This is a genomic window from uncultured Flavobacterium sp., from assembly GCF_963974175.1.
Classification (GTDB): Bacteria; Bacteroidota; Bacteroidia; order Flavobacteriales; family Flavobacteriaceae; genus Flavobacterium.
Genome location: NZ_CAXBBR010000008.1, coordinates 15,606 through 40,101, shown reverse-complemented (window position 1 = coordinate 40,101; position 24,496 = coordinate 15,606). Strand labels below are relative to the sequence as shown.

Below are 24,496 nucleotides of genomic sequence, written 5' to 3'. Positions count from 1 at the left end.
TTATGTGTTGATTAATTAGATAAAAGTCGGTATGCGAGGACTATAAGAATAAAAATAAAAAAGCTGGTATAGATCAGTTTATTGTACTTCGCCAACCAATTAGGTAAAAAAATATCAAAGTTATCTTTAGTGGAGTCTGAATATTTTCTGGCAATGACCGTTATGGGACACATTGTTTTAAAAATAGCGAGAACAAGTCCTTCCAACAAAATAATTCCAATACCTATCCAAACCCATTTGTCAATTTTATTTGTAAATACAGCATAGAACAAGTAAAAAAGAACCACGTTGAAGAGTACCCAAATTACTGTATGTACTAATTTAATAATAGTGAGTTTGCTCATAGGGAATTGTTATTTGCATTTCAATATAGAAGCTCTTGTACAATACCGTTTTTGCAAAATAGTATTGAAGCTAAATTTAAGTTTTTTTTATACATCATCAAAGAGGAGGTCTTTTTTACTGTTGCCAAGACAAAGTAATTTCTATTTATTTACCAACTGACTTTTAACTCTACTTTGTAATTTCTGCCAAAACTTTCTTCCCGTTTTCATTCGTTGGATCTAATTCAACAGACTTTTTATAATTGAAGATAGCCAGTTTTTTATTTCCATTTTTCAAATAAGCTTCGCCCAAACTATCATACGCATTCCCTGATTTAGGAAACGCTTCTGCATTTAGTTTAAAAACTGCAACTGCTTCTTCTACTTTTTCAGATTGTAAGAACTGATAGCCTATGTTGTTCATTTCGTCTTCACTCAAGGCATAGTTATTTGCTTTTTTGTTTTCTTTGAATTTTTCCAGTCCAATAACTAATCCATCGTCACTAATGTCCTCAAGCAAGGAAGCTGCCAGTGACTTTTTTGGAAGGTCATATGGTTTGTCATAAAGTATATTTTGAATACTGGTAGTCATCTCGTTTAATACCGTGCCTCCTGTATTGTTTAATATAACTACTAAGTTTTTATCAGCTGGAATCCTTGAGATAATAGTATTGAATCCATTTATTCCTCCGCCGTGTGACGTAACTTTCAATTTATCGTTGGTTCCATTAGAAACTTCACCGATAAACCAACCATATCCATAGCTTTCGTTTCTAGCAGGCATGTAGCCAGTAAACAGTAAATCCATTGATTTAGGAGAAAGCAACTGATTAGTATAAAGTGCCTGGTCCCAAAGATATAAATCGTCTACCGTTGAATACAAAGAACCGGCGGCATAAGGAATGCCCATGTCAATATACGATGTGTTGCTATAATTGCGGCCTTTTTTATCATAACCGGATGCTCTGTTTTTTAGTATAATATCACTATGATCATATCCAGAATTAATCATTTTTAGTGGTGTAAGAATGTTTTCTTGTAAATAGTCTTCGTATGATTTACCCGAGACTTTTTCGATAATATAACCCAATAGAAAATATCCCGAATTACTGTAGCTAAATTTTTCACCTGGAGTAAAGTCAAGTGGCAAGTCAGCAAATGTTTTTACGAAGGCTTCTGGAGTCGAAGGATTTCTACTAAGATCTTTCGTGAAGTTAGGGAAAGAAGTGTAGTTTGAAATTCCTGCTGTGTGCGTAAGTAATTGGTGAATTGTTATTTTGTCTCCATTTGATTTTGGATAATCAGGTAAATAGGTTGTGATAGGTACGTCTAACTTTATCTTCCCTTGCTCGACTAGTTTAAGTGTTAGTACGGCAGTAAACTGTTTGGTAATCGAACCTAATCTGAATTTAGTGTTCACTTCATTAGGTAGATTCCATTCCATATTTGCCATTCCAAAACCTTTCTCATAGATGATTTTTCCATGCTCCGCTACCAGAACAGAACCGTTAAATTGTTCGTATTGTGAATAGGTATTCATCAATTGATCAATTTTTTCTGCTTTGGTTTGAGCAGTTGTGCTGTTTATAGGGACTAATTGCAATAATAACCCAATAACGATTGTCTTTGTTAAGGAAGCATTGGAAACTTGTTTCATATTTGATTGTTTAAGTGATTGATTGTTTATCATGAAAGATTTATAAGCTGTATTAACGCCTATCGTTTGATCTAAATAGTGCAAAACGAGAGCGACTTTGACCGCTGTTATTTGATGTCTTTACCGTTTTTCACTTGTCATGATAGTTAATTTAAATCAAATATAATGAATTTTCGTACACAGTAATAGTCACTCTATATTTGCTTTATTAAGGTTAAGTCTAAGCTAATCACTGATTGTTTTGTGATTCTCCTTTGGTTGTGCATTAGAGAATCATCCCAGGCTGTAAATAAATTTAGCTAATATTGAAGAATACTAGTTTAAAGTAAAAAACAAACCCCGTTTCAATTGCTTGAAACGGGGTTCTTTTTATAAGGTATTCTTTAAAATTGTTTATTGTAGGGTTCGTAACAGCGAACGCTTTTAATTTTTAGGCAATTCTATTTTATTTAAAGTAAAAGTCATGTTTGAAATATCGGCTGTAACTTCATTAATCTTGGAATTTGTGAAATACAAGTAGTTGTTATAGATACTAAAGGTATCGGCCCATCTAATTTTTTCGCCTTCAACTAATGTGTGAATGCTACCATCTTGTTTTCGATACATAATTTTGTTGTTTTCTAAATCAGCAAAATATAAAGTGCCATTTTCATCAAGTATCATTCCATCTGGAGCCGATGTTTTGGCAACTAATTTCACTGATTTTTCTACTTCTTTATTAGTTCCATTGGCTAATACTTTGGTGGATACTGAATATAAACTATAACCCGTTAGAGCATGATAGTAGAGTAGGTCATTTTTTGTATCTAATGCAATTCCGTCAGAATTAATCGTATTCTCCCATTTTTTGTCGCCAAAAGTCAAATAGGCTTGCTCTGCTTTTGTAGAGAAATGATTGTCTAAGACTCTAGTAGTTAATCCAGTGGTCATGTCAATTACAATTAAACCCGCTCTACCAGAATCAGTACAATAGATTTTGTTATGTTTTTTGTCTACCCGTAAATCGTTAATGTAAGAATTAGGGTAGTAACTGCCTTTTTGTAAGAGATAGGTTTTTTCTAATTTGTTATCACTTAGATTAAAAACAAAAAGTCGGGGTGCGTCGAGAACGGCACCAAATAGAGGACTACGTGTGTCTAATATATAAAGCATGTTTTCGAAAGCAACGACAGATTGTACACCGATAAACTTATGATCTTCAACCGTGTTACCAATTTCCCAGGAATTCCATTCTTTATTAGGAAAGGCTATTTGCTGATTGTTTTTGGTAATTTCAACAACTGAATTGTCAACCCCTTTTCTCCATCGAGGGAAGTTTACGAAAATTCGTCCTGCGGTGCTCACGGTAACACCTGTAACTTGCTGTCCTACAAATTCAGCAACTTGCTGTACTTGTGCGGTAAGACCGTCAGCTTGTTTTGAAACTTCAGTTTCTATTTTCTTGTTCGTCGCTTCTTTGCAAGAAACAACCATTATAGAAAGACAGAGTAGGTAAAGGCTTTTTTTCATTTTAGTTAAATTTAAAAAAGTCCAATAGATTCTATTGGACTTTTTGTTTTTATTTTGTGTATGCTCCCGAAGAATAAGTTAGTTCATAACTGTGTGTGTATATTTCGAAAACAATTCCAAAAGGATCTTCTACGTAACACATTTTGAATGGTTTGTCTTTTGGATAATATTCTCTAATGGGCATTCTTTGTTTACCACCGTAAGATACAATTTTTTCGATGAGGTCTTCAATGTTTGGATCTTGTACACAAAAATGAAAAAGTCCCGTATTGAAAGGATTGAATTCTGGTGCTTCTTTGACTCCGTGAGGGAAAGAGAATAATTCGATTCCTATACCATCTGAAGTTGCTAAATGTGCAATTTCAAATTCTTCCCAATCTTCACCAAAAACGTCAATACACATTTGGCCAATAGCCGTTTCTTTTTCTTTCTTTACTGTAGAGGGTTCCATAATAATGTACCAGCCCATTACTTCGGAGTAGAATTTAACTGCCTCTTTTATATTTGGAACTGTAATCCCTATATGTGAAAATGATTTTGGGTAATTTGTATTTGTTGTCATATGTTATAGTATTTGATTGCAAAATTAGGCTATATTTGCATAAATAGCAAGAACTAACCATTAAGTGCTATAGTTACCTAAAAGAGTAAAATATATATTATCAATAGATTATAATTTAAAATGAGCGAAAAAAATTATTGTCCACTTAATTATACAATGAGTTTAATAGGGACTAAATGGAAACCTTTGATTTTATTTCATCTATTGGATGGAGGTTTGCGTTCCGGATTGCTGCAAAAGCAGATCTCCGGTATTTCAAATAAAATGTTTACCCAAACCGTCAGGGAATTAGAAAAGGATGGCCTTATTTCTAGAAAGGTTTTTCCGGTGGTTCCTCCAAAAGTAGAATACAAATTAAGCGAGAGAGGAAGATCGCTAGAAGCTATTCTGCGAAGCTTGGATGCTTGGGGTATTGAAGATGGCCCAAAATAGTTTAAGGAGGTTGTGCGAAAGCTATGGCTCTTGGACCTCCATAATTTTATTCAATCAACTTTAATTTTTTAAATGCTTCTTTCGTTGAATTTAGTCGAATGACTGGGAATTCATCCATATTGGTTTCTTGTTTTTCTACGTTTGTAGCGAAAAAATAAACAGAATTATTTGTTTCTAAATAGCCAACTAACCAACCATTATTTAAATCATTTCTCATGCCCCAACCTGATTTTCCGCTTAAAAGATAATTTTCCGTTTTCTCAATCTGCATTATGTCTTTCATTATATTTTCTGTCCTTTTTGTAATAGGTAATTGTGAAAAATATAATCGTTCTAAAAAATCAATTTGTTGCATTTGAGAAATTTTAGATTTCCCTTGCAGCCAAAAATTGTCGATTGTTAAAGTGTCGAAAACCATTCCGGGATAATTCAATTTTTTTAAATAGGTTTTCATTCTTTTTACCCCCACTTTTCTTGCTATTTCTTGATAGCAAGGAACGCAAGAAACTTGAAATGCTTTTTTGAACGATAAATCTTCTTCCCATTTTTTAAAGCGACGTTTTTCCCCATTCCATTTAAAAAGGGTAGAATCACTTTTGACTATTCCAGTTTCTAACGCAATAATTGAATTTGGAATTTTGAAAGTTGATGCTGGAATTATTCCAGTTTTCGCCCATGAAAAATCATTAGAATAATACGTTTTGTTATTTACAGCATAAATTAAAATGGAGCCTTTTACTTTTAAACTATCTAAAATAACCGAAAATTCAGGTTGTAGAATTTCCTTTGATTTTTGATTTTGGCAACTTCCACTAAATTTACAAATAATATTAAATTAAGAAGGAGAAATATTTTTTTCATGTTTTCATTTCAGGTTTTGCTATCTTGAAGATACCGCAAAATGTTTTCTGTCTTTGAATTAACGCGGGTTTTGAAGCATCAAGTTTTAATTTATTTGTAACGGTCATTAAAAACACAAAACTTTAAGCTTGTACGTCAGTCCGCGTAGATTAAAATCAGAGTTAGAGGACGTTTTTTAAGCCTTATAATCCTCATTATTTCGATACTATATATTTTCTTAAATCAGAGGTCAGAATATCACTTAATTCCTTTTTATTATTGGCAGCACTTTCAATAAAAGCAAATCCAAATACAGGATATTTATTTATATCTAATTCTCTAATTAAGACAGGTTTTTCAAAATCTTTAGCAAGATCTGAATAGTTAAATCTTAAAATATCCGAAGGGATTATTCCCGAATTATTATCCAAAATAACGACACTAAATATTTTAGTCTCTTTTCCTTTAAATATAGTATCCCAGTCCGGTTTTTTGTTTTCAAAAAAGCATTTGTATTCATTAAACCCTGCAGTTACTCCTAAAAGATCAGCAGTAGTACAAAAGCCACCGAATCGTAATGGGTTTATTTCAATAGGAATTATTTTTCCGTTTTTATCTATTCGTACTTCTGCATGAGCAGGGAAATTTTTTAAATTCAACTCTTTACCAATTTTACTTAAAAAATGTTCAAGTTCAACTTTATACTTTTCAATTATCTCTTTTGATGTTGAATAAACCCTATCACTTGTATCTGTGCCAGATGAAAAAAGGTGATGTAAAACGTTTAACAAAACAGCATCTCCATTGTTGTCGTAATAATAATCGATTGCGTACTCTTCTCCTTGAATAAATTCCTCGATAATAAAATAGCTTGTGTTTAATACATTTTCAGGAAATATACTTTTGAGTTTTTCTGGTTGTAATTGACTTTTAGCTTTTATCCAGTCTTTTTCATTTTCCACAATATGAACCCCTATACTAAAGAAGCCAACAGCAGGTTTAATTACAAACGGGAAACGGATTTCATCAGCAGTCAATCGTTGGATTTCGTCAATGCTTATTTGTTTGAAATAAAAGTCGGGAAATAGCCCTTTAATAAGTTCTCTAAACTTTACTTTATTTTTTAAAACTTTTAATTGACTTGATAATTCACTCTCTCCATAGTTTTGATCGATCCAGGCAAGAGCGTTCTCTGAATTGCTATAAATAGAAATTTGTAGATTCTTTTTTAGTAAGGCGATCGCTTCCTCTTCCTCGATCCATTGCAACGAATCATCTTGTACTAATTCTTTGGCTACTTTGGTCGCAATTATTTTAAAATTATTGTTTCTGATTGTATCAATTAGAAAGTCTGAAACAAATGGTTTGTCTATTAAAAACATACTATTTAGTTATTTTTTGTTTGTAATGTAAATCATATAGCCTTTGTTAAAACCATGTGCTTTTATTTCTCTTGTCAAACTGGTTTCATTGTCAAGCTACAACGTAGCATTACGAATTAAATAATATATTTTGATTCGTCGCCAGCCTTTAAAAAGAACTCATTTATTTCCTTCTTAAATCCAACTATATCTCGTTCTCTGTCCTTATATTGATCAATTAATTGTTCCAATTTATTTTTTATTTTGGCTAATTCTTCAATCCGTTTTTCTTTTTCTTCGTTTTGATACGTTAGCTCTTTATTAGCTATTATCAATTCAGCCGCACGTTTTGCTTTCTCCTCGCTTTGAAAGGCAAGTTCTATATTAGCAATTACTAATTCGGCTGCCCGTTTCTTTTTCTCTTCGCTTTGAAAATCCAATTCCAAATTAGCAATAATTAACTCGGCTACTCGCTTTCCTTTTTCTTCATTTTGAGTAAAAATCACTTTATAAGCATTGACTAATTCTTGCGTCAGTTGTTCACGTGTCTTGTCGTCAGTATCTTTTAAAGAATTTATGTAATGGAATTCTTGTTTTGGTTCCATTATTTCTTTAATGAGGTCATGCGCTATCTTATCCCTGCTGTCCATATTGATATTTATTCTTATTAAATGACTCTTCGTTTTTTTTTAGCATTGGCGAGAACGTTCAATCGCTTTGCCGTGTTTTGGGGTTTTAAAAAGGAGTATTTTCGGCTAAACGAAAATACGAATTAAAACGGAAATTCCACTAAAGCAAACACTATACCAAAATAGCAGTTGTGCGTTCGGCTTTTATTCTGTTTTGTTTAATGTCCAAATTATAGCTTTCTCTTTAGTTGCTCTAAAAATTGTGTTGTGTTTTTCTTTTGGTTCGGGTGAATAATTCCATTTTATATTTGGTTGATTTTCTGTCTTAAAAATTTCAGCTAAGCTGTTTGTATATTGTGAAATGTCTTCTGCACTTGAACCTGCGAACCAAATTCTTTTCTCAGTTTTAGGAAAAATTGCTAAATGTTCCTTTGCTGTTCTTACTAAGTAGTGATTATTCCACCAAATTGAAGGGTCAAATGCTATATAATTGTCAAACATATCAGGTGTCAGAAAAAAAGTCTCTACAACAAATAGACCTGACAATGATTCTCCTATAATACTTTTTTCAGAAGTTGTTCTATATCGTTTACTAATTTCAGGGAAAAGCTCTTCTTTAATAAAAGCTCTGAATTTTTCAGAACCACCAACAATTGGTGCAATTTCTTTGTCTTTAGCAATTTCTGTTGGACCTGATAAATCTCTTCTACGTTGTGTATTTGCAATACCTACTAAAATCATTGGTGGTATTTTTTTTGCTTTTATAAGTTCTGCAAGTGTATTTGCAATATGAGGAAAATCTTCGTCTATTATTCCTCCATCTGCCATATACATAACTGGCAAACAGTCTGTACTTGTTTTATATTCTGGTGGTGTCCAAACATTAATATTTCTTGTCTCTCCAACCTGTTTTGATTCTATTGTGAATTCATCGTGAGTTGGCACTGGGTCATTTGGTAGTTTAATATTTGAACAACTGCTAAGTGTCGCAAGTATAAGAAGTAAGTTGAAATAAATTAATTTCATATTTTTTGTGTTTAAAAATTTGTAAATATTCGTCTTAGAGTGTCATTTTGAGCTGATGCATAACGTTTTGCCACTTTGAGATCGCTGGAAATTCGTAACCGCTCAGTTTTCAGCTTAACGAAAAAGTGAGGAAAAACGTGTCTTGTGCCTTCGTAGTTCTTATCAAAACGTTTTATCAAAATATTTTCCGTTAAATTTATAAACTCCACCTTCTGCCATTCCAAAAAGCAAATTGTTACTGTTGTCTTTATATATGGACCAAATCATTGGGGTCGAAAGTTTCTTATTGATAGTGTAGTTTATTACAGTTTTGCCGTCATATCTCCAAGCTCCTGTATCTCTATCCCCAAACCAAATATTCCCTTCTGAATCTTCTTCAATTGCAAAAACGTGTTCCATTGTCCCGGCTGGTGATAGATTTCCATTTTTACTACTATTCTTTTGAATGAGTCCGTTTATCTCTGAAAAATGTATTGTTTTATCATGCTCTATTAGTAAAACTCCAATTCCATTATTTCCTATCCAAATTCGTCCTTTGGAATCTGCTAATACACTTCTTATGTGCAAATTCTCATTGGCTTTAAGTTTTAATTTTTCATGGTCAAAAATAGTTATCATTTTGCCATCATAACTAAATAACGCGCCATAAGTGGCTATCCAAACAGTACCGTTTTTATCTTTTGATAAATCGGTTACCCCGAATGAATTATTAGTATTTTTATTTTTGGGTTTTGGAAAAATTAAGTAGTTCGTCTTTTTCCCATCAAAACGATTTACTCCGTCTTTTTCGCCCGCATTGAACCATAAATCGCCACTGGTTTTGTTCCATTCCAATTTTTGGTTGTTTGTTGAAGTTGCATAAGTAGTAAACTTTTTCCCATTATAACTATTCACCCCGTTTGCAGTTCCAAGCCAGATAGTACCGTTTTTATCTTCTTCTATGGAACGGATTTGATTGTCGAGTAAACCATTAGTATTGTTGAAATATTGAAATGTTTTACCATCATAATAGCTAACTCCTTCCTGATGACTTCCAAACCAATAATTGCCTTTACTGTCTTGAAAGATAGCGCGGATTCCAGAAGTGAATTTTAAGGTGTCGGTTTTTGAAGTGCTTACATTTTCAGATTTATTAATTCCCTTTTCGGTTGGTTTCTTTTCAACACAAGAAAAGTTCAGAGATAATAAAATAAGCAGATATAACATTCTAAATAATTTGTTCATTCAGGTCTGTTTTTTAATATGACGCACAACGTCCAGCCACTAAAGCGGGTTTGGGACTAAATTAAGCCCTATTTTCGGATTTGCCCAATCGTCCCAAGTACAAAACCAAACTCTCATTAAGCTAAATACCCAAATCCGTTGTGGTAGCTGTTAGTGGTTGCCGAGCTTATTTAGTCTTTAATTTTTTCAAAATAGACGCTTTCACCGCTGTCAGGGTCTCCAATTATAAATTCAATTTTATAATCTCCAATTCCTCTATTAATTTTTGCTGAGCTTGAAATACTATCGCAATTAAACCAAATTTCATCATCTTCTTCATCAAAACGAAATTTTCCGTTTTTACATAAATCAATTTCGGGAATATTATCCATTGAGAAGTTTCCATTGCTTAAAAGTTTCAATTTATAATTTTCACTTGAAACGTATTTTCCTGCCAATTCTTCCAAATTTGGTTTAGTTGTTAAAATTTCAAAACCAATTGTATAAATAAATAAAGCTACAACAACTATAATTGGAATTGATAAAATTTTCAATCCTAAATTTGATAGTTTATCTTTTTGTTTAAATTTTCCACTTGCCAAAAGTATAATTCCAATAATTAGAGTCAAACACAAAGTAAAAATTGCCAATATAAAGAAAATGCTAAGAATCCACATAAATTGTTGTTGTTGTTGTTGTTGTTGTTGTTGTTGTTGTTGTTGTTGTTGTTGTTGTTTGTGTGTTTTTGATTTGGTAACCACTAACGTTATGCCACTTTGAGATCGCTGGAAATTCGTAACCGCTCAGTTTTCGGCTTAACGAAAACTTGAGGCGAAACGATAATTCCACTAAACTTTAGCTAGGTCAAAATAGCTGTTGGCAGTAGTTTTATTCTTTATACGGTTTTAAAGGTTTATAATTTAGATATCGTACATAAACACCTTCACCATCTATAATAGTATCTTTTTGTAATAATATTTCTTTTCCATTTTTGTCTTTTTCATAAACGGTTCTGTAATTACTATTGTTGACACTTGCAAACTCTACAAGGCTATCTTTTTTAATTCTTGTAAAAACTGTTGAACTTCCACCGTAAACTAGAAAAGCGTCAATACAGTCCAACTCTTTATTATAAAGCATATTTGGATAGTCTTGAGAATTAATAATTGAAATGAGTTCGCGTTCTTGTTCATCATAAATAAATAGTATTCTAACTTCATTTGCCATTCTTGCGGCACGTGCTGAAATAAAAGTAATATCATTTAGTTTGTCATTATTAAAATCACTTATGTTAGGGTCAAGGCTAATTAAATCTGTACTTTCATATAAGTATGTGTTTTGGATAAACCACTGATTTCGTCTTTTTGTGAAAAATTTTACAATTACGTATATATCTTCAAAAACCCTGTGTTTAATAATCTCAATTTTAGATTCTCCTCTTACTCCAATATTTGTACTATCAACAAAAGTTTCAATTATTTCTGTTTTTTGAATTGTTGTGTCAATAGTTTTAGAGTTGTCAATTGCTTGAAGGGTATAATTATTTCCGTTTTTATTTTGTTTAGTTGAACAAGAAACAAGGAAGATTATAGTTAAAACAAAGATATATTTCATTTTTGCATTTCGGTTTTTAAAAATTACTGCCAACGTTTCGCCACTTTGAAATGGCTGGAAATTCGTAACCGCTCAATTTTCGGCTTAACGAAAAAGTGAAGCGAAACGGTAATTCCACTACAGTCCTAAATACGGCAAAAATGGTGTTGGCAGCTGGTTTTATTTTTTCTTATATAAAAATCTTTCTCCAGAATCTGGGTCTCCAATAAAATTCCAAATTATAATTCCGTCGTCTTGAAAGTATAAATCGTATGAAATTGACATTCCGTTTTCATATAAGTTACTTTTATTAAAACTCATTTCTAAAACCCAATTTTCTCCATTAAAATCTTTTCCGATTTTCCAAGTTCCGCTAGTATTAACATACTTTTCTGTGGTTTGGTCAAATACATTTATAAAATTCGGCAGGTTTGATATTTCAAAAGTGCCATTTTTCTTTAAATTCAGCACAATTTTTTTCTTTTCGTAACCTTTTCGTTCAATTAAGTCGTAGCTAAATTTATCAACGTCCCAAATTCCACACATTTCTGTCTGAGTAGGTTTTTCTGTAATATTTTTTGTGGTAATTCCGTTTACTGGACTCACATTGAAATATCTGCAACTAGTTAAAGTCAAAAATATCAGTAGACAAATAATTCTTTTCATTTTAGATTATCAATTTGAATTCTGTTTGGCCAACTTGCTGCCACCTTGTATAGACTCGCTACACAGTAGCGTATTTATTTCAAATATATAATTAATATTTTTATCGCAAATCATCAAATGGAGTTTTAGTTTTAATCGTCTGCGTCGAACGAAATGTTCTTCTACAGGTAGCCGCTCTGGCGATAATCTAAACTCTACATGTAAAACGGAGAATTATTTTTTTACTTTGGCTTCAATTTCAGGTAGTTTCTTTATGTACTCTTCGGCGCTCCATGTCATTCCCCAATTTGAAATGTAGTCTTGGAGTTTTCCAAGCCCAACCTCGGCCCGTCTCTTATCGACATTAATGGCATCTTCAAGAGGTAAAACGAAATATTCTTTGGTGTCTTTGTCACGGCTAACTTGGCTTCCGTAAATTTGTCGCTTGCCTTGTCCTAAGGCGACTCTGTCTTCAAGAAGTGCTAAACTACTACCTTGTGCTTTACGATTTTTTACAGCTTCTCGCATCATTGGCAAATACTTTTCTTGTGTTGCTTGGTCAGAATGTTGAATTACGAGAAATAAAGTTGAGTTCCCTTGTCCACCAACTATGTCAGTGCCTAACCAACCCTGTTTGTCAAGTATTGCTTTTACTTTTGTCAAATTTATTGAATCTTTCTCGTGTATGATTTTCCTATGGTCTTTCATTTCTTTTGATTCCCAACCGTATTTTTTCTCTATTGCATCAGTTTGTTGTCTGTATTTTTGGTCTTCCTGATAGATTGTATCTAAAACAGCAACAAGGGGTTTGTCTAAGTTTTCTTCTGCCTTTTCTTTGTTTTTTGTGACTAACTTAATTATTTTATTCCATCTCTTGTCAGAGTGAAGTACGTCTAAATCAGTATCGGTTGAAATATGTCCCAGGTTGACATAAGTACCGTTTCTGGCGATTATAAATAGTTGTGAAAAAGAGGAATCAATTTTATTTGCTAATGCCCAAGAACAGGCGGCATTATACCTATCAGATGTTTGCTCTTTGTTTTCGAAAACAGCAAACGCTTCTGAATATTTTTCAGCTGATTGTAAGTACTCTTTTGTCTTATATAGTTTCCAAGCCTCGTTGATTAAAGAGGCGTATTTTTCTTTGTCTTGACCAAAAGAGGTATTGAACAGTAGAAGACCAATAATTACAAGAAGTGTTGTTTTTTTCATTTGTTTTTTTTTAATGTATGTGTCTTTGCTTATTTGTCCTCGTTTATAATGAAAAGCTAGTTTTCATTTAGATTCTCATCCTTTGTCAACTACAGGATAATGGATTACGCTAACAAACATAATCAAATTACGTAATAAAACTATTACTTATTTATAGTATAGATTTGTTTTTTTGAACTGGTTATTATAGAATTATATTTTTTTGCGTGAGGGATAGCAGTGGAAATCCTTTATCGTCTCGTTCTTAAAACGAGACGAGAAAGATTGTAGCGTATAGCCCGACCGGAGTGAAATTGCGAAGAGGAACGAGGAAGCAATCACGAAGGGCACGCCCAAATGATTCTAGAACGATAAATAGTAATTTAGGACTTTAACAATCCCTTTTTAGCAGGAAATCCTAAATCTTAATTAATTTTTGTAATTATCTAATTTTCAAATTGTCGAATTAACCTATCTTTGCGCTCCCGAATGGTCGGGAGAAAAACGTTACTATGAAGTTTGATTTATTACAAAAAGATCCGCAGACGAAAGCCAGAGCGGGAAGCATTACTACTGATCACGGTGTTATAGAGACACCTATTTTTATGCCTGTTGGTACCGTAGCCTCTGTAAAAGGGGTGCACCAAAGGGAATTGAAAGAAGATATAAACCCAGATATTATCCTGGGAAACACTTACCATTTATATTTGCGCCCACAAATGGAGATCCTGGAGAAAGCCGGTGGTTTGCATAAATTTATGAATTGGGACCGTAATATTTTGACGGATTCTGGTGGATACCAAGTGTATTCGCTCTCGGCAAATAGAAAAATAAAAGAAGAAGGAGTAAAGTTCAAATCGCATATTGACGGTTCGTTCCACTTTTTTACTCCAGAGAATGTGATGGAAATTCAGCGTACCATAGGTGCCGATATTATCATGGCATTTGATGAATGTACGCCTTATCCTTGTGATTACCGTTATGCACAGCGCTCGATGAAAATGACACACCGCTGGTTAGACCGTTGTGTGGACCATTTAGATAAAGTGCCTGTAAAATATGGTTATGAACAAGCCTTTTTTCCTATTGTACAGGGAAGTTGTTATAAAGATTTGCGTCAACAATCAGCTGAATATATTGCTAATTCAAACCAAGTAGGAAACGCAATTGGCGGACTTTCAGTAGGGGAACCTGCAGAAGAGATGTATGCCATGACCGAGATCGTTTGTGAAATTTTACCAGAAGACAAACCCCGTTACTTGATGGGCGTGGGAACTCCGATAAATATTTTAGAAAATATAGCTTTAGGAGTGGATATGTTTGACTGTGTGATGCCTACACGTAATGCTAGAAACGGAATGTTGTTTACGGCTAACGGTACGATTAACATTAAAAATAAAAAATGGGCTGATGATTTTTCTCCTATTGATGAAATGGCAATCACGTATGTGGATACAGAGTATACTAAAGCGTATTTGCGTCACTTGTTTGCCGCTAATGAATACTTAGGAAAACAAATTGCTACGATCCATAATCTTGGGTTTTATATGTGGTTGGTTCGTGAGGCCAGAAAACATATCTTAGCTGGCGATTTTAGAACTTGGAAAGAAATGATGGTGAAGAATATGAGCCAGAGATTATAAAAAAATGTTTAAAGTTTTTAAGTTTAAAGTTTAAAACTCCTAGCGTGATTTTGCAACTGTTCTAAACCTTAAACTTTTAAACCGTAAACCTTAAACTTTTTAAAATGCTTTCAATAATTGATAAATATATTCTGAAAAGATACCTGGCCACTTTTGGGGCTATGTTGTTTATGTTTATTCCTATCGGGATTGTTATTGATGTATCAGAGAAGGTGAATAAGATGATTGAAAACAAGGTGCCCATTTTAGATATTGCAATCTATTATTATCATTTTACAATCTATTTTGCCAATTCTTTATTCCCAATATTTCTGTTTTTATCGATTATTTGGTTTACCTCAAAACTGGCTAATAATACGGAGATTATTGCGATTTTAAGTTCGGGAATCTCGTTCACCCGTTTTTTGAGACCTTATATTTTTGGGGCTTCGCTTATTTCAGTTTTTGTTTTGATTATGGGATTCTATGTAGTTCCGGCATCAAGTGAAGGATTTAATAACTTTAGATATACGTATCTAAAAGGTGGAGGTCAGGAGCAGATGCGCGGTGACAATACCGATGTGTACCGACAAATTAACGACAATGAGTTTCTCTATGTAAACAGTTTTAACGCACAATCGAAAGTGGCGTTTAATTTTGCCCTAGAGAAATTTGATAAAGAAAAACTGGTTTCTAAGGTTACTGCCAGCAGAATAAAATGGAATCCAGAGGATAGTACATACACCATGTACGATTACACTAAAAGAACGGTAGGCCTACTAGGCGATAAGATTGAAAAAATGCCAGAGAAAAAAACCAAATTCAGTTTTGATCTCGAAGATTTGACTCCGGTAATTTATATTGCAGAAACCTTGAGTTTAGATAAGCTGTATCAATTTATTGATAAAGAAAGAAAGCGGGGTTCTTCTAATATCAATATCTACTTAGTGGTTTTATATAAAAAGTACAGCGTACCTGTTTCGGCATTTATATTAACGATAATCGCCGTTTCTGTTTCATATAAGAAAAGAAGGGGAGGAATGGGGATGAACTTGACCATTGGTATCGCGATTGCTTTTGGCTATGTGTTTTTTGATAAAATATTTGGTACGTTAGCTGAGAAATCTACTTTTTCTCCACTATTGGCCGTGTGGTTTCCCAACGTTATTTTCGGAATATTAGCGATTTTTTTACTACGCAATGCAAAACGATAAATTAAAAAGTTACATCAGCCTTCATCTAATTGTATTTATTTGGGGTTTTACAGCTATTTTAGGCGCTTTAATTACAATTACTGCCGATGCCATTGTTTGGTATCGCATGCTCTTAGCAGCGGTGTTCTTATTCGTCTTTATCCTTTTTAAGAAAAAACCCTTCCGAATTCCATTAAACTCCTTTTTGAAATTAATCTTCGTGGGATTCCTGATTGCGATGCACTGGATTACTTTTTTTCATGCCATTCATGTTTCTAATGTTTCCATAACGCTTTCTGTTTTTTCATTGGGTGCTTTTTTTGCTTCTTTGTTAGAGCCGCTTTTTTATGGTCGAAAGGTGTTGTGGTACGAAGTATTCTTTGGACTCATAATAATAGCTGGATTAGGTATGATCATGAAAGTAGAAGTAAATTACCTAAACGGAATGTTGTATGCTTTAGTTTCCATTATTTTAGGGGTTTTGTTTACCCTCATGAATGGAAAATTAATTAGAAATCATGATGCTACCGTAATCTCTTTTTATGAGTTTATTGCAGGTGTCTTTTTTATATCTATTTATTTTTTATACCAAAATAAATTTACTGCGGAGTTCTTTGTACTGAGCTTTAACAACTGGGTCTTGATGCTGATTTTAGCATCAATATGTACGGCTTATGCTTTTACAGCCTCTGTGAAAGTAATGGAAAAACTGAGTCCGTATACGGTGATGTTGACTACAAACCTAGAACCAGTGTATGGAATTATTTTAGCCTATTTCATCATTGGTGGAAAAGAAAAAATGAGCGTTTCCTTTTATGTAGGTGCTATAATTATCATTATTACCGTAATCTTAAACGGGATAATTAAACACAAGGCAGGGAAAAAGTCGGCAGCATCTATTGAGGATGCCAGTCCTGCTGACTTGATATAAGTTTGACTAATTTTCAGATGATTTTCTATGCTTTTTCTGGAGGAAGTATATCGGCTTCGAACCTAAGAAAATCGATTTGATTTTATCATAAAGAGGATCGCGGTCGAATAAAGCGGTAAAGTTTTTATTTAAGATTACGCAGATTGACTCCTTGATAAATAGCAGTAGGCGAAGTAGTTAAATTTCACTAGATTTACAATTGCTACTTTGCAATTCATAAATGAAAAAGAACAAGAAAATAATTGGTTTCTCGCTGCTAGCGCTTCTCTTAGTATTCATGGGTAAATATGTTTACGACATGAATATCAATCATAATTTTGAGACCATCACGGAAGGGAAGGTTTATAAATCAGGAGTTATTCCTCCTGATGAAATTGAAAGCTATGTCAAGAAATATCATATTAAATCTATTGTAGATTTGCGGATGCCGGGAACGAATGATCTGGCTTTAAATCCTGAAAAAATTGGAGAAATCCAAGCCGAAAAAAATGCTGTTGCAAAAATCAAAGGGGTAAATTATTTTAGTAATCCATCAGAACAGGTTCCAAACGATAAAAACATCGAAGTCTTTGCGGAAATAATGGACAATAAGGCCAATTATCCGGTGCTGATTCATTGTTATCATGGTACAGGAAGGGCTGAGTTGTACTCTGCTTTGTACCGAATCGAATATGAAGGCTTTACTAATGAAGCAGCACGTCAAGGAGTGAGAACGTTAGTGAAATTTAGTTCTTTTGATGACGGAACTCCTAAAGGTGAATACCTAAAGGCATATAAGTCAAGGATGGAATTAGCCACTGGAAAACAATGACATAAACTAAAGAGTTGAGTTTTAAACCTGTATTTAAATATTTCTAAAAAAGTCATTCTTATAGAAGGGTAAATTAGATTTATTTGTATTTTGGTCTCACTTTTAAATCAATGAGAACTCCAGGTTTTACAAAGAATTTAAGGGTTAAATTAAGGTTTTAAAATGCCTTTTAGGAGTAAAATAAAAAATAAACGACAGCAAACGATTTAAAATTTTATATTTGCAGTTCCAAATAAAAAACAAAAACGCACAAATCCTATGGAATATTTAGATTTTGAGCTTCCAATAAAAGAACTAGAAGATCAGTTAGAAAAATGTATCGTTATTGGTAAAGAATCAGATGTTGATGTTACAAATACTTGTAAGCAAATCAATAAGAAGCTAATAGATACCAAAAAGACTATTTATAAAAATTTGACAGCATGGCAACGTGTACAATTGTCGAGACATCCAAACAGGCCGTATACATTAGATCATGTAAGAGCACTTTGCGGTGATACTTTTCTGGAACTTCACGGAGACAGAGGCTTTAAAGATGATAAAGCGATGATTGGTGGTTTGGGAAAAATTGGCGGTCAGTCTTTTATGATTGTTGGTCAACAAAAAGGGTATAACACAAAGACTCGTCAATACAGAAACTTTGGGATGGCAAATCCGGAAGGATATAGAAAAGCTTTGCGTTTAATGAAAATGGCAGAGAAATTCGGTATACCTGTTCTGACACTTATAGATACTCCGGGTGCTTATCCAGGACTTGAAGCGGAAGAACGCGGACAAGGAGAAGCAATCGCTAGAAATATATTTGAAATGGTTCGCCTTAAGGTGCCTATTATCACTGTTATTGTTGGTGAAGGAGCTTCAGGTGGTGCATTAGGAATAGGAGTGGGAGATCGCGTTTATATGCTTGAAAACACTTGGTATTCTGTAATTTCTCCAGAATCTTGTTCTTCTATTTTATGGAAAAGCTGGGAGTATAAAGAAATTGCTGCCGAAGCATTAAAATTGACTTCTTCAGACATGAAAAGGCAAAAATTAATTGACGATATTATACCAGAACCATTAGGAGGAGCTCACTACGATAGAGAAACAACTTTTACAACTGTGGAAGAATATATCATGAAAGGATTTAATGAACTTAAAGACTTATCAACAAAAGACTTAATCGCTCAGAGAATGGATAAATACAGTAAAATGGGTGAATACAAAGAGTAAAATCTTACAAATTTAAAAAAATCCGAAGCCCAACAGTTTCGGATTTTTTTTTGGTTATAAACAAAAATCAGTTAGTTATAAACAATTATTTGTAATAAGTCAACAGGAATATTTTTTAATTTTTTGTTACTTTCGCTACATGGAAAACTTCAGGAATATAAACCCCGTTAAGGTCGACAAAACAACAATTATAAACTTGGAAAAAGGGAAACTGCCTCCACAGGTTTTAGAGTTGGAAGAAGCCGTTCTTGGGGCTATGATGATTGATAAAAAAGGAGTAGATGATGTTATTGATATTCTATCTCCTGATGCTTTTTATAAAGATGCTCACAAACATATTTTTGAGGCAATCGTTCAGTTGTTTACGGAAACACAGCCTATCGATTTACTGACGGTATCAGCACAGTTAAAGAAAAATGCGAAGTTAGATTTAGCGGGTGGTGATTTTTATTTAATCCAGCTTACGCAAAAGATATCCTCATCAGCACATATCGAGTTTCACTCTAGAATTATTCTTCAAAAATTCATTCAACGTAGTTTAATACGGATTTCTTCGGAAATAATCGAAGAATCCTATGATGAGAGTACGGATGTTTTTGATTTATTGGACAGAGCGGAATCGAAGCTCTATGAAGTTACTCAAGGAAATATAAAACGAAGTTCTGAAACTGCTCAAAGTTTAGTACTACAGGCTAAAAAACGAATTGAAGAAATTGCAGGACAAGAAGGTTTAAGTGGTGTAGCCACAGGATTTGAAAAGTTAGATAAAATTACTTCAGGTTGGCAGCCTAGTGATTTAATTATTATCGCAGCTAGACCGGCGATGGGTAAGACTGCGTTTGTATTGTCAATGGCAAGGAATATGGCTATTGATTATGGAATGCCAGTTGCCTTGTTTTCATTAGAGATGGCATCTGTACAATTAATTACGCGTTTGATTTCATCTGAAACTGGATTGTCTTCAGAGAAATTGCGTACTGGTAAATTAGAAAAGCACGAATGGGAACAATTGAGTACTAAGGTTAAAAACTTAGAGAAAGCTCCTTTGTTTATTGATGATACTCCTTCACTGTCTATTTTTGATTTAAGAGCTAAAGCGAGACGTTTGGTGTCACAACATGGAATCCGAATCATTATTGTGGATTACTTGCAATTAATGACTGCCGGAGGAAATGGTAAAGGTGGTGGAAACAGAGAGCAGGAAATATCAACAATTTCCCGAAACTTAAAAGCATTAGCAAAAGAACTTAATGTTCCCGTAATAGCGCTTTCACAGCTATCGCGTGCGGTTGAAACCCGTGGATCTAGTAAAAGACCTTTACTTTCTGACCTTCGTGAATCGGGTGCGATTGAGCAAGATGCCGATATTGTATCGTTTTTATACCGTCCGGAATATTATAAAATTGACGAATGGGATGATGATGAAGCTTCTCCTACTGCAGGGCAGGCAGAGATAATGATTGCTAAGCACCGTAATGGTAGTATTGAAAACGTTCGTTTGAAGTTCATTGGACATTTAGGTAAGTTTGATAACTTAGAAGATCATAGTGGTAATTATGATGATTTACCTTCTTCTATGAATGACGATGATAATCCCTTTATAACTAAAAATTTACCTTCGGCACACGAAGCATTCGGGAGTAACCTGAATGACGACGACGACGACAGTGACATGCCTTTTTAGAAAATATCACAAGCCTATTTTTATAGGCTTTTTTAATACCTTATATAGCTGAATTTCTTTATAATTGTTACTAATTTTTTGATGTTAGTGTAATTAAGTTCCTATTTCTTTAAATTTATTTTAGTAGTTTAGCTCTCCTATTAATCAAGTTTAACTATTTATTCATCAGTAAATTATAAATATATGTCAGAAAAAAATTTCCAACAAGATATTATTGTGCCTGTAAAAGAAGCAGAAGTATGGACGAAAAACTATCGAGAGGATACAACGATAGAAGAGAGTAAGAAAAAGGTAAACTCTTTTGTAATTTTAAGAGAAACTCTAGAGATGGTTTTGGAGCTTGAAACTACAGCGGTTAGAGCATATATAGGGATCAATGATAAAAAGCAAAAGACTTTGTTATTTGTAGGTGCAGAATGGGACGAAGCAGCACAGGTTTATCGAGATGTCTTTGGACCAAATGAACTTGGATTAAATAGTGCTGAGGAAGGTATTGTTTACGATTTTACAGAGCCTAGTCCTCCAAATAAAGGTGATGACACAAGTCCATTAAATCAGTAAATTGTAGGGTTATATGTATACTACATTTGTAAATATAAGCTATGTTTTACTGTTTCTTAATTTTATTTTATATGTGATGCGTTTTTATAAAAACAGCAAACCCTATAAAATTTTTACTTATTATCTTTTTTTAATAATTACTGTTCAGGTTATAGCTCATATCTGTACTGAACTGTATGGCGATAATCTGTTTTTATCCCATTTTTATTTTGTAGGTCAATTTATATGTTTGAATCTTTTTTATAAATCCATTTACAAATTAGACTGGCAAAAAAAAATGGCTAATAGTCTTCTTCTAGGTGGACTTACAGTAATTGGTATTCAGTATTTAATTGATCCAGCTGCTTTTTTTAAGTTTAATAAACTTGAAATTGTTGTTACCTCTTTTCTTATAGTAATTTTAGCTGTTATACATTTGTATAATATGTTGTCAGAAAAAAAAGAATTCTACCATGCAACCATTGGGATAATATTTTATTTGTTCAGTAGTACAGTTCTTTTTTTAGTAGGCAATTTAATGGAAATGTTAGGCGATAAATATCATTTCTTCCCATGGACTATTAATGCTTTCCTGGTGATTTTATATCATTTATTTATCCTTTATGAGTGGAAGGTGAGCTTTTATAAAACAGCAATCTCATCAGATATAGATGCAACAGAACCAGTTTCTTGAAGGAAGGAGTAGATAACGAATTTTGTTATTTATTTGTAAGGAATGGGTTGCTTCTGTTGTTTTAATTTAAAATTATTTTTGATATTTTAAAACTAGTAATTTTAAGCTGTTTTTAATAGTATAAAAAGTAGTGTTTTAGGTGTTAAAATTATAAATTACACTAATTTAGCGGATGCTTTTAAATTAACGCCAAGATTCTAAGGATTTAATAAAACTAAAATGTCAAAAGAAACAGAACCCAATAAAGGAACTATTGAAATTGGAGTATTAATCAATGCTATTCCTTTAAAAAAGGTTCAAAAATGGGCTAAACGTTGGGAGAAAAAGCAAGTGCATAATAGAAAGCTCAATGTTGCGGAGGATGATTTTTATGAATTTATGCAGTCTTGGTCTTTAGTTTGTAATACTAATAGTCCAATACAATTATAATGATGAGCTACATTTGGCATTTAATAGCAAATATTGGTTATTTTCTTTTATTTGTAAATTTAGTATTGTTTAGTATTCGATTAGGTACTCATGGCAAAGCCAATAAAATCTTTATGGTTTATCTGTTAGTCATTTTGGTTATCCAACTGGTTTCTGCTTATTTATCCTCCTTGAGAATTTATAACCTATTTTTATCTCATTTTTATTTCGTTGGCCAATTTATACTTCTAAGCCTGTTTTATAAATCACTTTTTAAAAATCATTTACAAAAGAAAATTATTAATATCGGTTATGTATGTTGCGTCGTTATTTTAGGAATTCAGTATGGTCTTGAACCCAATTTGTTTTTTAGTTTTAATTTATTCGAAATATTTATTACCTCTTTCTTATTGATTGTATATGGAGTTTTTCATTTTTATAATATGCTAACTGATAAGAAGGAATTCTATTATATCAATATGGGAATTTTATTTTACTTATTTGGTAGTACAATTTTGTTTTTAGTTGGGAATTTCATCGTTAATATGAGCGGAAATTGGAATAAAATTACTTGGGTGACTAACTCGTTTTTATATGTTATTTATCAATTATTTATTATGTTTGAATGGTATAAAAGTTTTTATAAAAAACCAATCCAATTGAAAAAAAACAATAATTAAGATGAAAATGAATCCAGTTTATGAGAGAGAAATCGTTACAATAATATTGTACACTTCTGTCTTTTTTATAATCCTAGCAGTCGTATTGATTTTGTTTTTCTATTATTCTCGAAAGAAGATTCTCCAAAAAGAATTTGAGAAGAAAGATTTAGAAATTCAGCATCAAAAAGAACAATTGCGCGCCGTAATTATCACCCAAGAAGAAGAACGCAAAAGGATTGCACAGGATTTACACGATGACATCAGTTCGAAACTTAATATTGTTTCCTTAAACAGTCACTTGCTAAAGACACCTAATTTAACGGCAAAAGAGACGCTTGAAATTACTGGCAATATAATTGAACTTACCGCCAAAGCTTTAGAAAACACAAGAAGAATTGCTCATGATTTATTACCTCCGGTATTCGATAAATTTGGCCTTCATGCAGGAATTGAAGAACTCTGCTCTGAGTTTAACAGTAGTAAAGCAGTACGAGTCGATTATCAAAATAATCTGGAGTTTGATGATGCTGATAAAGAGAAGGACCTTCATGTGTTTAGAATATTACAGGAATTAATGAATAATTCCGTGCGTCATGGTAAAGCGTCTGAAATTACGCTTTCATTTGGGGAGAATGAAGTGGGGAGATATTTTAGATACACAGATAATGGAGTAGGTTTTGATATAAAAGACAAAAAGAACCAAAATGGTCTGGGAATGAAAAATATTGGGAGCAGAGTTGATTTTTTAAATGCTACTCTGACCGTTGATTCTAAGATTGGCAAAGGAATTAGTGTACTATTAAATTTTTAGAATATGAATGACACCATAAAAATTGTCTTAGTAGATGATGAAGTTCTTTTTAGAAAAGGAATTTCCTTTTTATTAGGTAGAGAAGAAAACATAGAAATTATTCACGAGGCTTCAAATGGATTAGAGCTGATTTCCTTTTTAAAAGAAAGTAGTCAGTTGCCTGATATTATTATAACAGATTTAAAAATGCCTTTGTTGAATGGTGTTGAAGCAACAAAAATTATTCATAAAGATTTTCCTCAAATTAAAATTATTGCTTTGACTAGTTATGATTCGAAATCTTTTGTTGCTAATATGATAGATATTGGTGCCGTTTCTTATATCGTAAAAAATGCGACTCCACAGGAGTTGTTAAGAACGATTCAAGAAGTGGCGAATAAAGGGTTCTATTATAATGATACGGTAATGAAAATTATTCAGGATACTGTGTTGACGTCTAAGAATAACAAAAGTAAATTAGATAGTGGCTTTCTTACTTCTAGAGAATTAGAAGTGTTGCAACTGATATGCGATCAAAAAACAACAATAGAAATTGGAGAGAAACTGTTTATAAGTCCAAGGACAGTTGAAGGGCATAGGAATAATTTATTGCTTAAAACAGAATCTAGAAATATTGCAGGATTAGTAGTCTTTGCGATTCAAAATGAAATTGCTTCGATAACTATTTAACCCGTTTTAATAGAGGTAAATTATAAACTAAGGAATAGGAAAGATAAAATATAGAAAGATAGAATAAGGATTACTAAAACTCCTATTCCTAGTTTTCTGAAGATACTGGATCGATCAGACGGCTTGTTATTATCAATGAAGTTCATAACCATTTTTTTATCTGTTTATATTAATATAAAGTAACAGTTCAAATTTAAGAATTGTAATTAGGTTGACTATAGGTAGTTTTACCTGTTTTTTAATTATTTGTATTCTACACTTTGTTTTAAGCAATTTCTTGTAATCAAT

At 32.8% G+C, this 24,496-nt stretch carries 25 protein-coding genes and 1 pseudogene; 13 read left to right on the top strand and 13 right to left on the bottom strand.

What is annotated here, in order from left to right:
* Positions 1-11: 11 nt before the first annotated feature.
* The 4 genes from AAC069_RS12820 to AAC069_RS12805 all read right to left on the bottom strand — a co-directional run bounded on the left by AAC069_RS12820 (position 12) and on the right by AAC069_RS12805 (position 4,051).
* Positions 12-344 (bottom strand): hypothetical protein, encoded by a 333-nt coding sequence (locus tag AAC069_RS12820; protein ID WP_339920858.1) that lies wholly within the window; start codon positions 342-344, stop codon positions 12-14.
* Between the two features lie 169 nt (positions 345-513).
* On the bottom strand, positions 514-1,980 hold the full coding sequence (locus AAC069_RS12815; RefSeq protein ID WP_339920857.1) for a serine hydrolase: 1,467 nt from the start codon (positions 1,978-1,980) through the stop codon (positions 514-516).
* Between the two features lie 423 nt (positions 1,981-2,403).
* Positions 2,404-3,489: an L-dopachrome tautomerase-related protein gene (locus AAC069_RS12810; RefSeq protein WP_339920856.1), complete on the bottom strand. Its 1,086-nt coding sequence runs from the start codon at positions 3,487-3,489 to the stop codon at positions 2,404-2,406.
* A gap of 49 nt (positions 3,490-3,538) precedes the next feature.
* Positions 3,539-4,051, bottom strand: a complete 513-nt coding sequence (locus AAC069_RS12805; protein WP_339920855.1) for a VOC family protein — start codon at positions 4,049-4,051, stop codon at positions 3,539-3,541.
* Between the two features lie 120 nt (positions 4,052-4,171).
* Here AAC069_RS12805 and AAC069_RS12800 point away from each other — a divergent pair, with 120 nt between their 5' ends.
* A complete protein-coding gene (locus tag AAC069_RS12800) occupies positions 4,172-4,483 on the top strand; it encodes a helix-turn-helix domain-containing protein (RefSeq protein WP_339920854.1) in 312 nt (103 codons plus the stop codon).
* 46 nt (positions 4,484-4,529) lie between these two features.
* Here AAC069_RS12800 and blaOXA read toward each other — a convergent pair.
* The 9 genes and pseudogenes from blaOXA to AAC069_RS12755 form a co-directional block, all read right to left on the bottom strand.
* Positions 4,530-5,344, bottom strand: a pseudogene (gene blaOXA / locus AAC069_RS12795) (class D beta-lactamase).
* A gap of 194 nt (positions 5,345-5,538) precedes the next feature.
* Entirely contained in the window at positions 5,539-6,705 is a 1,167-nt protein-coding gene (locus AAC069_RS12790) for an ATP-grasp domain-containing protein (RefSeq protein WP_339920853.1), read from the bottom strand.
* A 116-nt stretch (positions 6,706-6,821) separates the two neighbouring features.
* Positions 6,822-7,289 carry a hypothetical protein gene (locus tag AAC069_RS12785; RefSeq protein ID WP_339920852.1) on the bottom strand — a complete coding sequence of 156 codons (468 nt, stop codon included), beginning with the start codon at positions 7,287-7,289 and terminating at the stop codon, positions 6,822-6,824.
* A gap of 228 nt (positions 7,290-7,517) precedes the next feature.
* Entirely contained in the window at positions 7,518-8,339 is an 822-nt protein-coding gene (locus tag AAC069_RS12780; RefSeq protein WP_339920851.1) for an alpha/beta hydrolase-fold protein, read from the bottom strand.
* Positions 8,340-8,501: 162 nt separating this feature from the next.
* Positions 8,502-9,563 (bottom strand): two-component regulator propeller domain-containing protein, encoded by a 1,062-nt coding sequence (locus AAC069_RS12775; protein ID WP_339920850.1) that lies wholly within the window; start codon positions 9,561-9,563, stop codon positions 8,502-8,504.
* A 170-nt stretch (positions 9,564-9,733) separates the two neighbouring features.
* Positions 9,734-10,144 (bottom strand): hypothetical protein, encoded by a 411-nt coding sequence (locus AAC069_RS12770; protein WP_339920849.1) that lies wholly within the window; start codon positions 10,142-10,144, stop codon positions 9,734-9,736.
* A gap of 286 nt (positions 10,145-10,430) precedes the next feature.
* On the bottom strand, positions 10,431-11,156 hold the full coding sequence (locus AAC069_RS12765) for a hypothetical protein (protein WP_339920848.1): 726 nt from the start codon (positions 11,154-11,156) through the stop codon (positions 10,431-10,433).
* A 159-nt stretch (positions 11,157-11,315) separates the two neighbouring features.
* Complete coding sequence (locus AAC069_RS12760) at positions 11,316-11,801, bottom strand: hypothetical protein (RefSeq protein ID WP_339920847.1); 486 nt, start codon at positions 11,799-11,801, stop codon at positions 11,316-11,318.
* A gap of 213 nt (positions 11,802-12,014) precedes the next feature.
* Positions 12,015-12,992: a DUF6624 domain-containing protein gene (locus tag AAC069_RS12755; protein WP_339920846.1), complete on the bottom strand. Its 978-nt coding sequence runs from the start codon at positions 12,990-12,992 to the stop codon at positions 12,015-12,017.
* A gap of 491 nt (positions 12,993-13,483) precedes the next feature.
* On the opposite strand from AAC069_RS12755, the gene tgt reads away from it, so the two are divergent.
* From tgt to AAC069_RS12695, 12 genes are all read left to right on the top strand, one after another.
* On the top strand, positions 13,484-14,614 hold the full coding sequence (gene tgt, locus AAC069_RS12750; protein WP_339920845.1) for a tRNA guanosine(34) transglycosylase Tgt: 1,131 nt from the start codon (positions 13,484-13,486) through the stop codon (positions 14,612-14,614).
* Positions 14,615-14,718: 104 nt separating this feature from the next.
* A complete protein-coding gene (locus AAC069_RS12745) occupies positions 14,719-15,807 on the top strand; it encodes an LptF/LptG family permease (protein ID WP_339920844.1) in 1,089 nt (362 codons plus the stop codon).
* On the top strand, positions 15,794-16,717 hold the full coding sequence (locus AAC069_RS12740) for a DMT family transporter (protein ID WP_339920843.1): 924 nt from the start codon (positions 15,794-15,796) through the stop codon (positions 16,715-16,717). The genes AAC069_RS12745 and AAC069_RS12740 overlap by 14 nt, the downstream gene beginning before the upstream one ends.
* A gap of 220 nt (positions 16,718-16,937) precedes the next feature.
* A complete protein-coding gene (locus AAC069_RS12735) occupies positions 16,938-17,528 on the top strand; it encodes a dual specificity protein phosphatase family protein (protein WP_339920842.1) in 591 nt (196 codons plus the stop codon).
* Positions 17,529-17,786: 258 nt separating this feature from the next.
* Complete coding sequence (locus AAC069_RS12730; RefSeq protein ID WP_339920841.1) at positions 17,787-18,740, top strand: acetyl-CoA carboxylase carboxyltransferase subunit alpha; 954 nt, start codon at positions 17,787-17,789, stop codon at positions 18,738-18,740.
* A 139-nt stretch (positions 18,741-18,879) separates the two neighbouring features.
* Positions 18,880-20,424 (top strand): replicative DNA helicase, encoded by a 1,545-nt coding sequence (gene dnaB / locus AAC069_RS12725; protein WP_091092710.1) that lies wholly within the window; start codon positions 18,880-18,882, stop codon positions 20,422-20,424.
* A 183-nt stretch (positions 20,425-20,607) separates the two neighbouring features.
* Positions 20,608-20,985 carry a hypothetical protein gene (locus AAC069_RS12720; RefSeq protein ID WP_339920840.1) on the top strand — a complete coding sequence of 126 codons (378 nt, stop codon included), beginning with the start codon at positions 20,608-20,610 and terminating at the stop codon, positions 20,983-20,985.
* Positions 20,986-20,998: 13 nt separating this feature from the next.
* Positions 20,999-21,658 (top strand): hypothetical protein, encoded by a 660-nt coding sequence (locus AAC069_RS12715; protein WP_339920839.1) that lies wholly within the window; start codon positions 20,999-21,001, stop codon positions 21,656-21,658.
* 219 nt (positions 21,659-21,877) lie between these two features.
* Positions 21,878-22,087, top strand: a complete 210-nt coding sequence (locus tag AAC069_RS12710) for a hypothetical protein (protein ID WP_339920838.1) — start codon at positions 21,878-21,880, stop codon at positions 22,085-22,087.
* Complete coding sequence (locus tag AAC069_RS12705; RefSeq protein WP_339920837.1) at positions 22,087-22,746, top strand: hypothetical protein; 660 nt, start codon at positions 22,087-22,089, stop codon at positions 22,744-22,746. The genes AAC069_RS12710 and AAC069_RS12705 overlap by 1 nt, the downstream gene beginning before the upstream one ends.
* Position 22,747: 1 nt before the next feature.
* On the top strand, positions 22,748-23,539 hold the full coding sequence (locus AAC069_RS12700; RefSeq protein ID WP_339920836.1) for a sensor histidine kinase: 792 nt from the start codon (positions 22,748-22,750) through the stop codon (positions 23,537-23,539).
* 3 nt (positions 23,540-23,542) lie between these two features.
* Entirely contained in the window at positions 23,543-24,208 is a 666-nt protein-coding gene (locus tag AAC069_RS12695) for a response regulator transcription factor (RefSeq protein ID WP_339920835.1), read from the top strand.
* Positions 24,209-24,496: the final 288 nt, after the last annotated feature.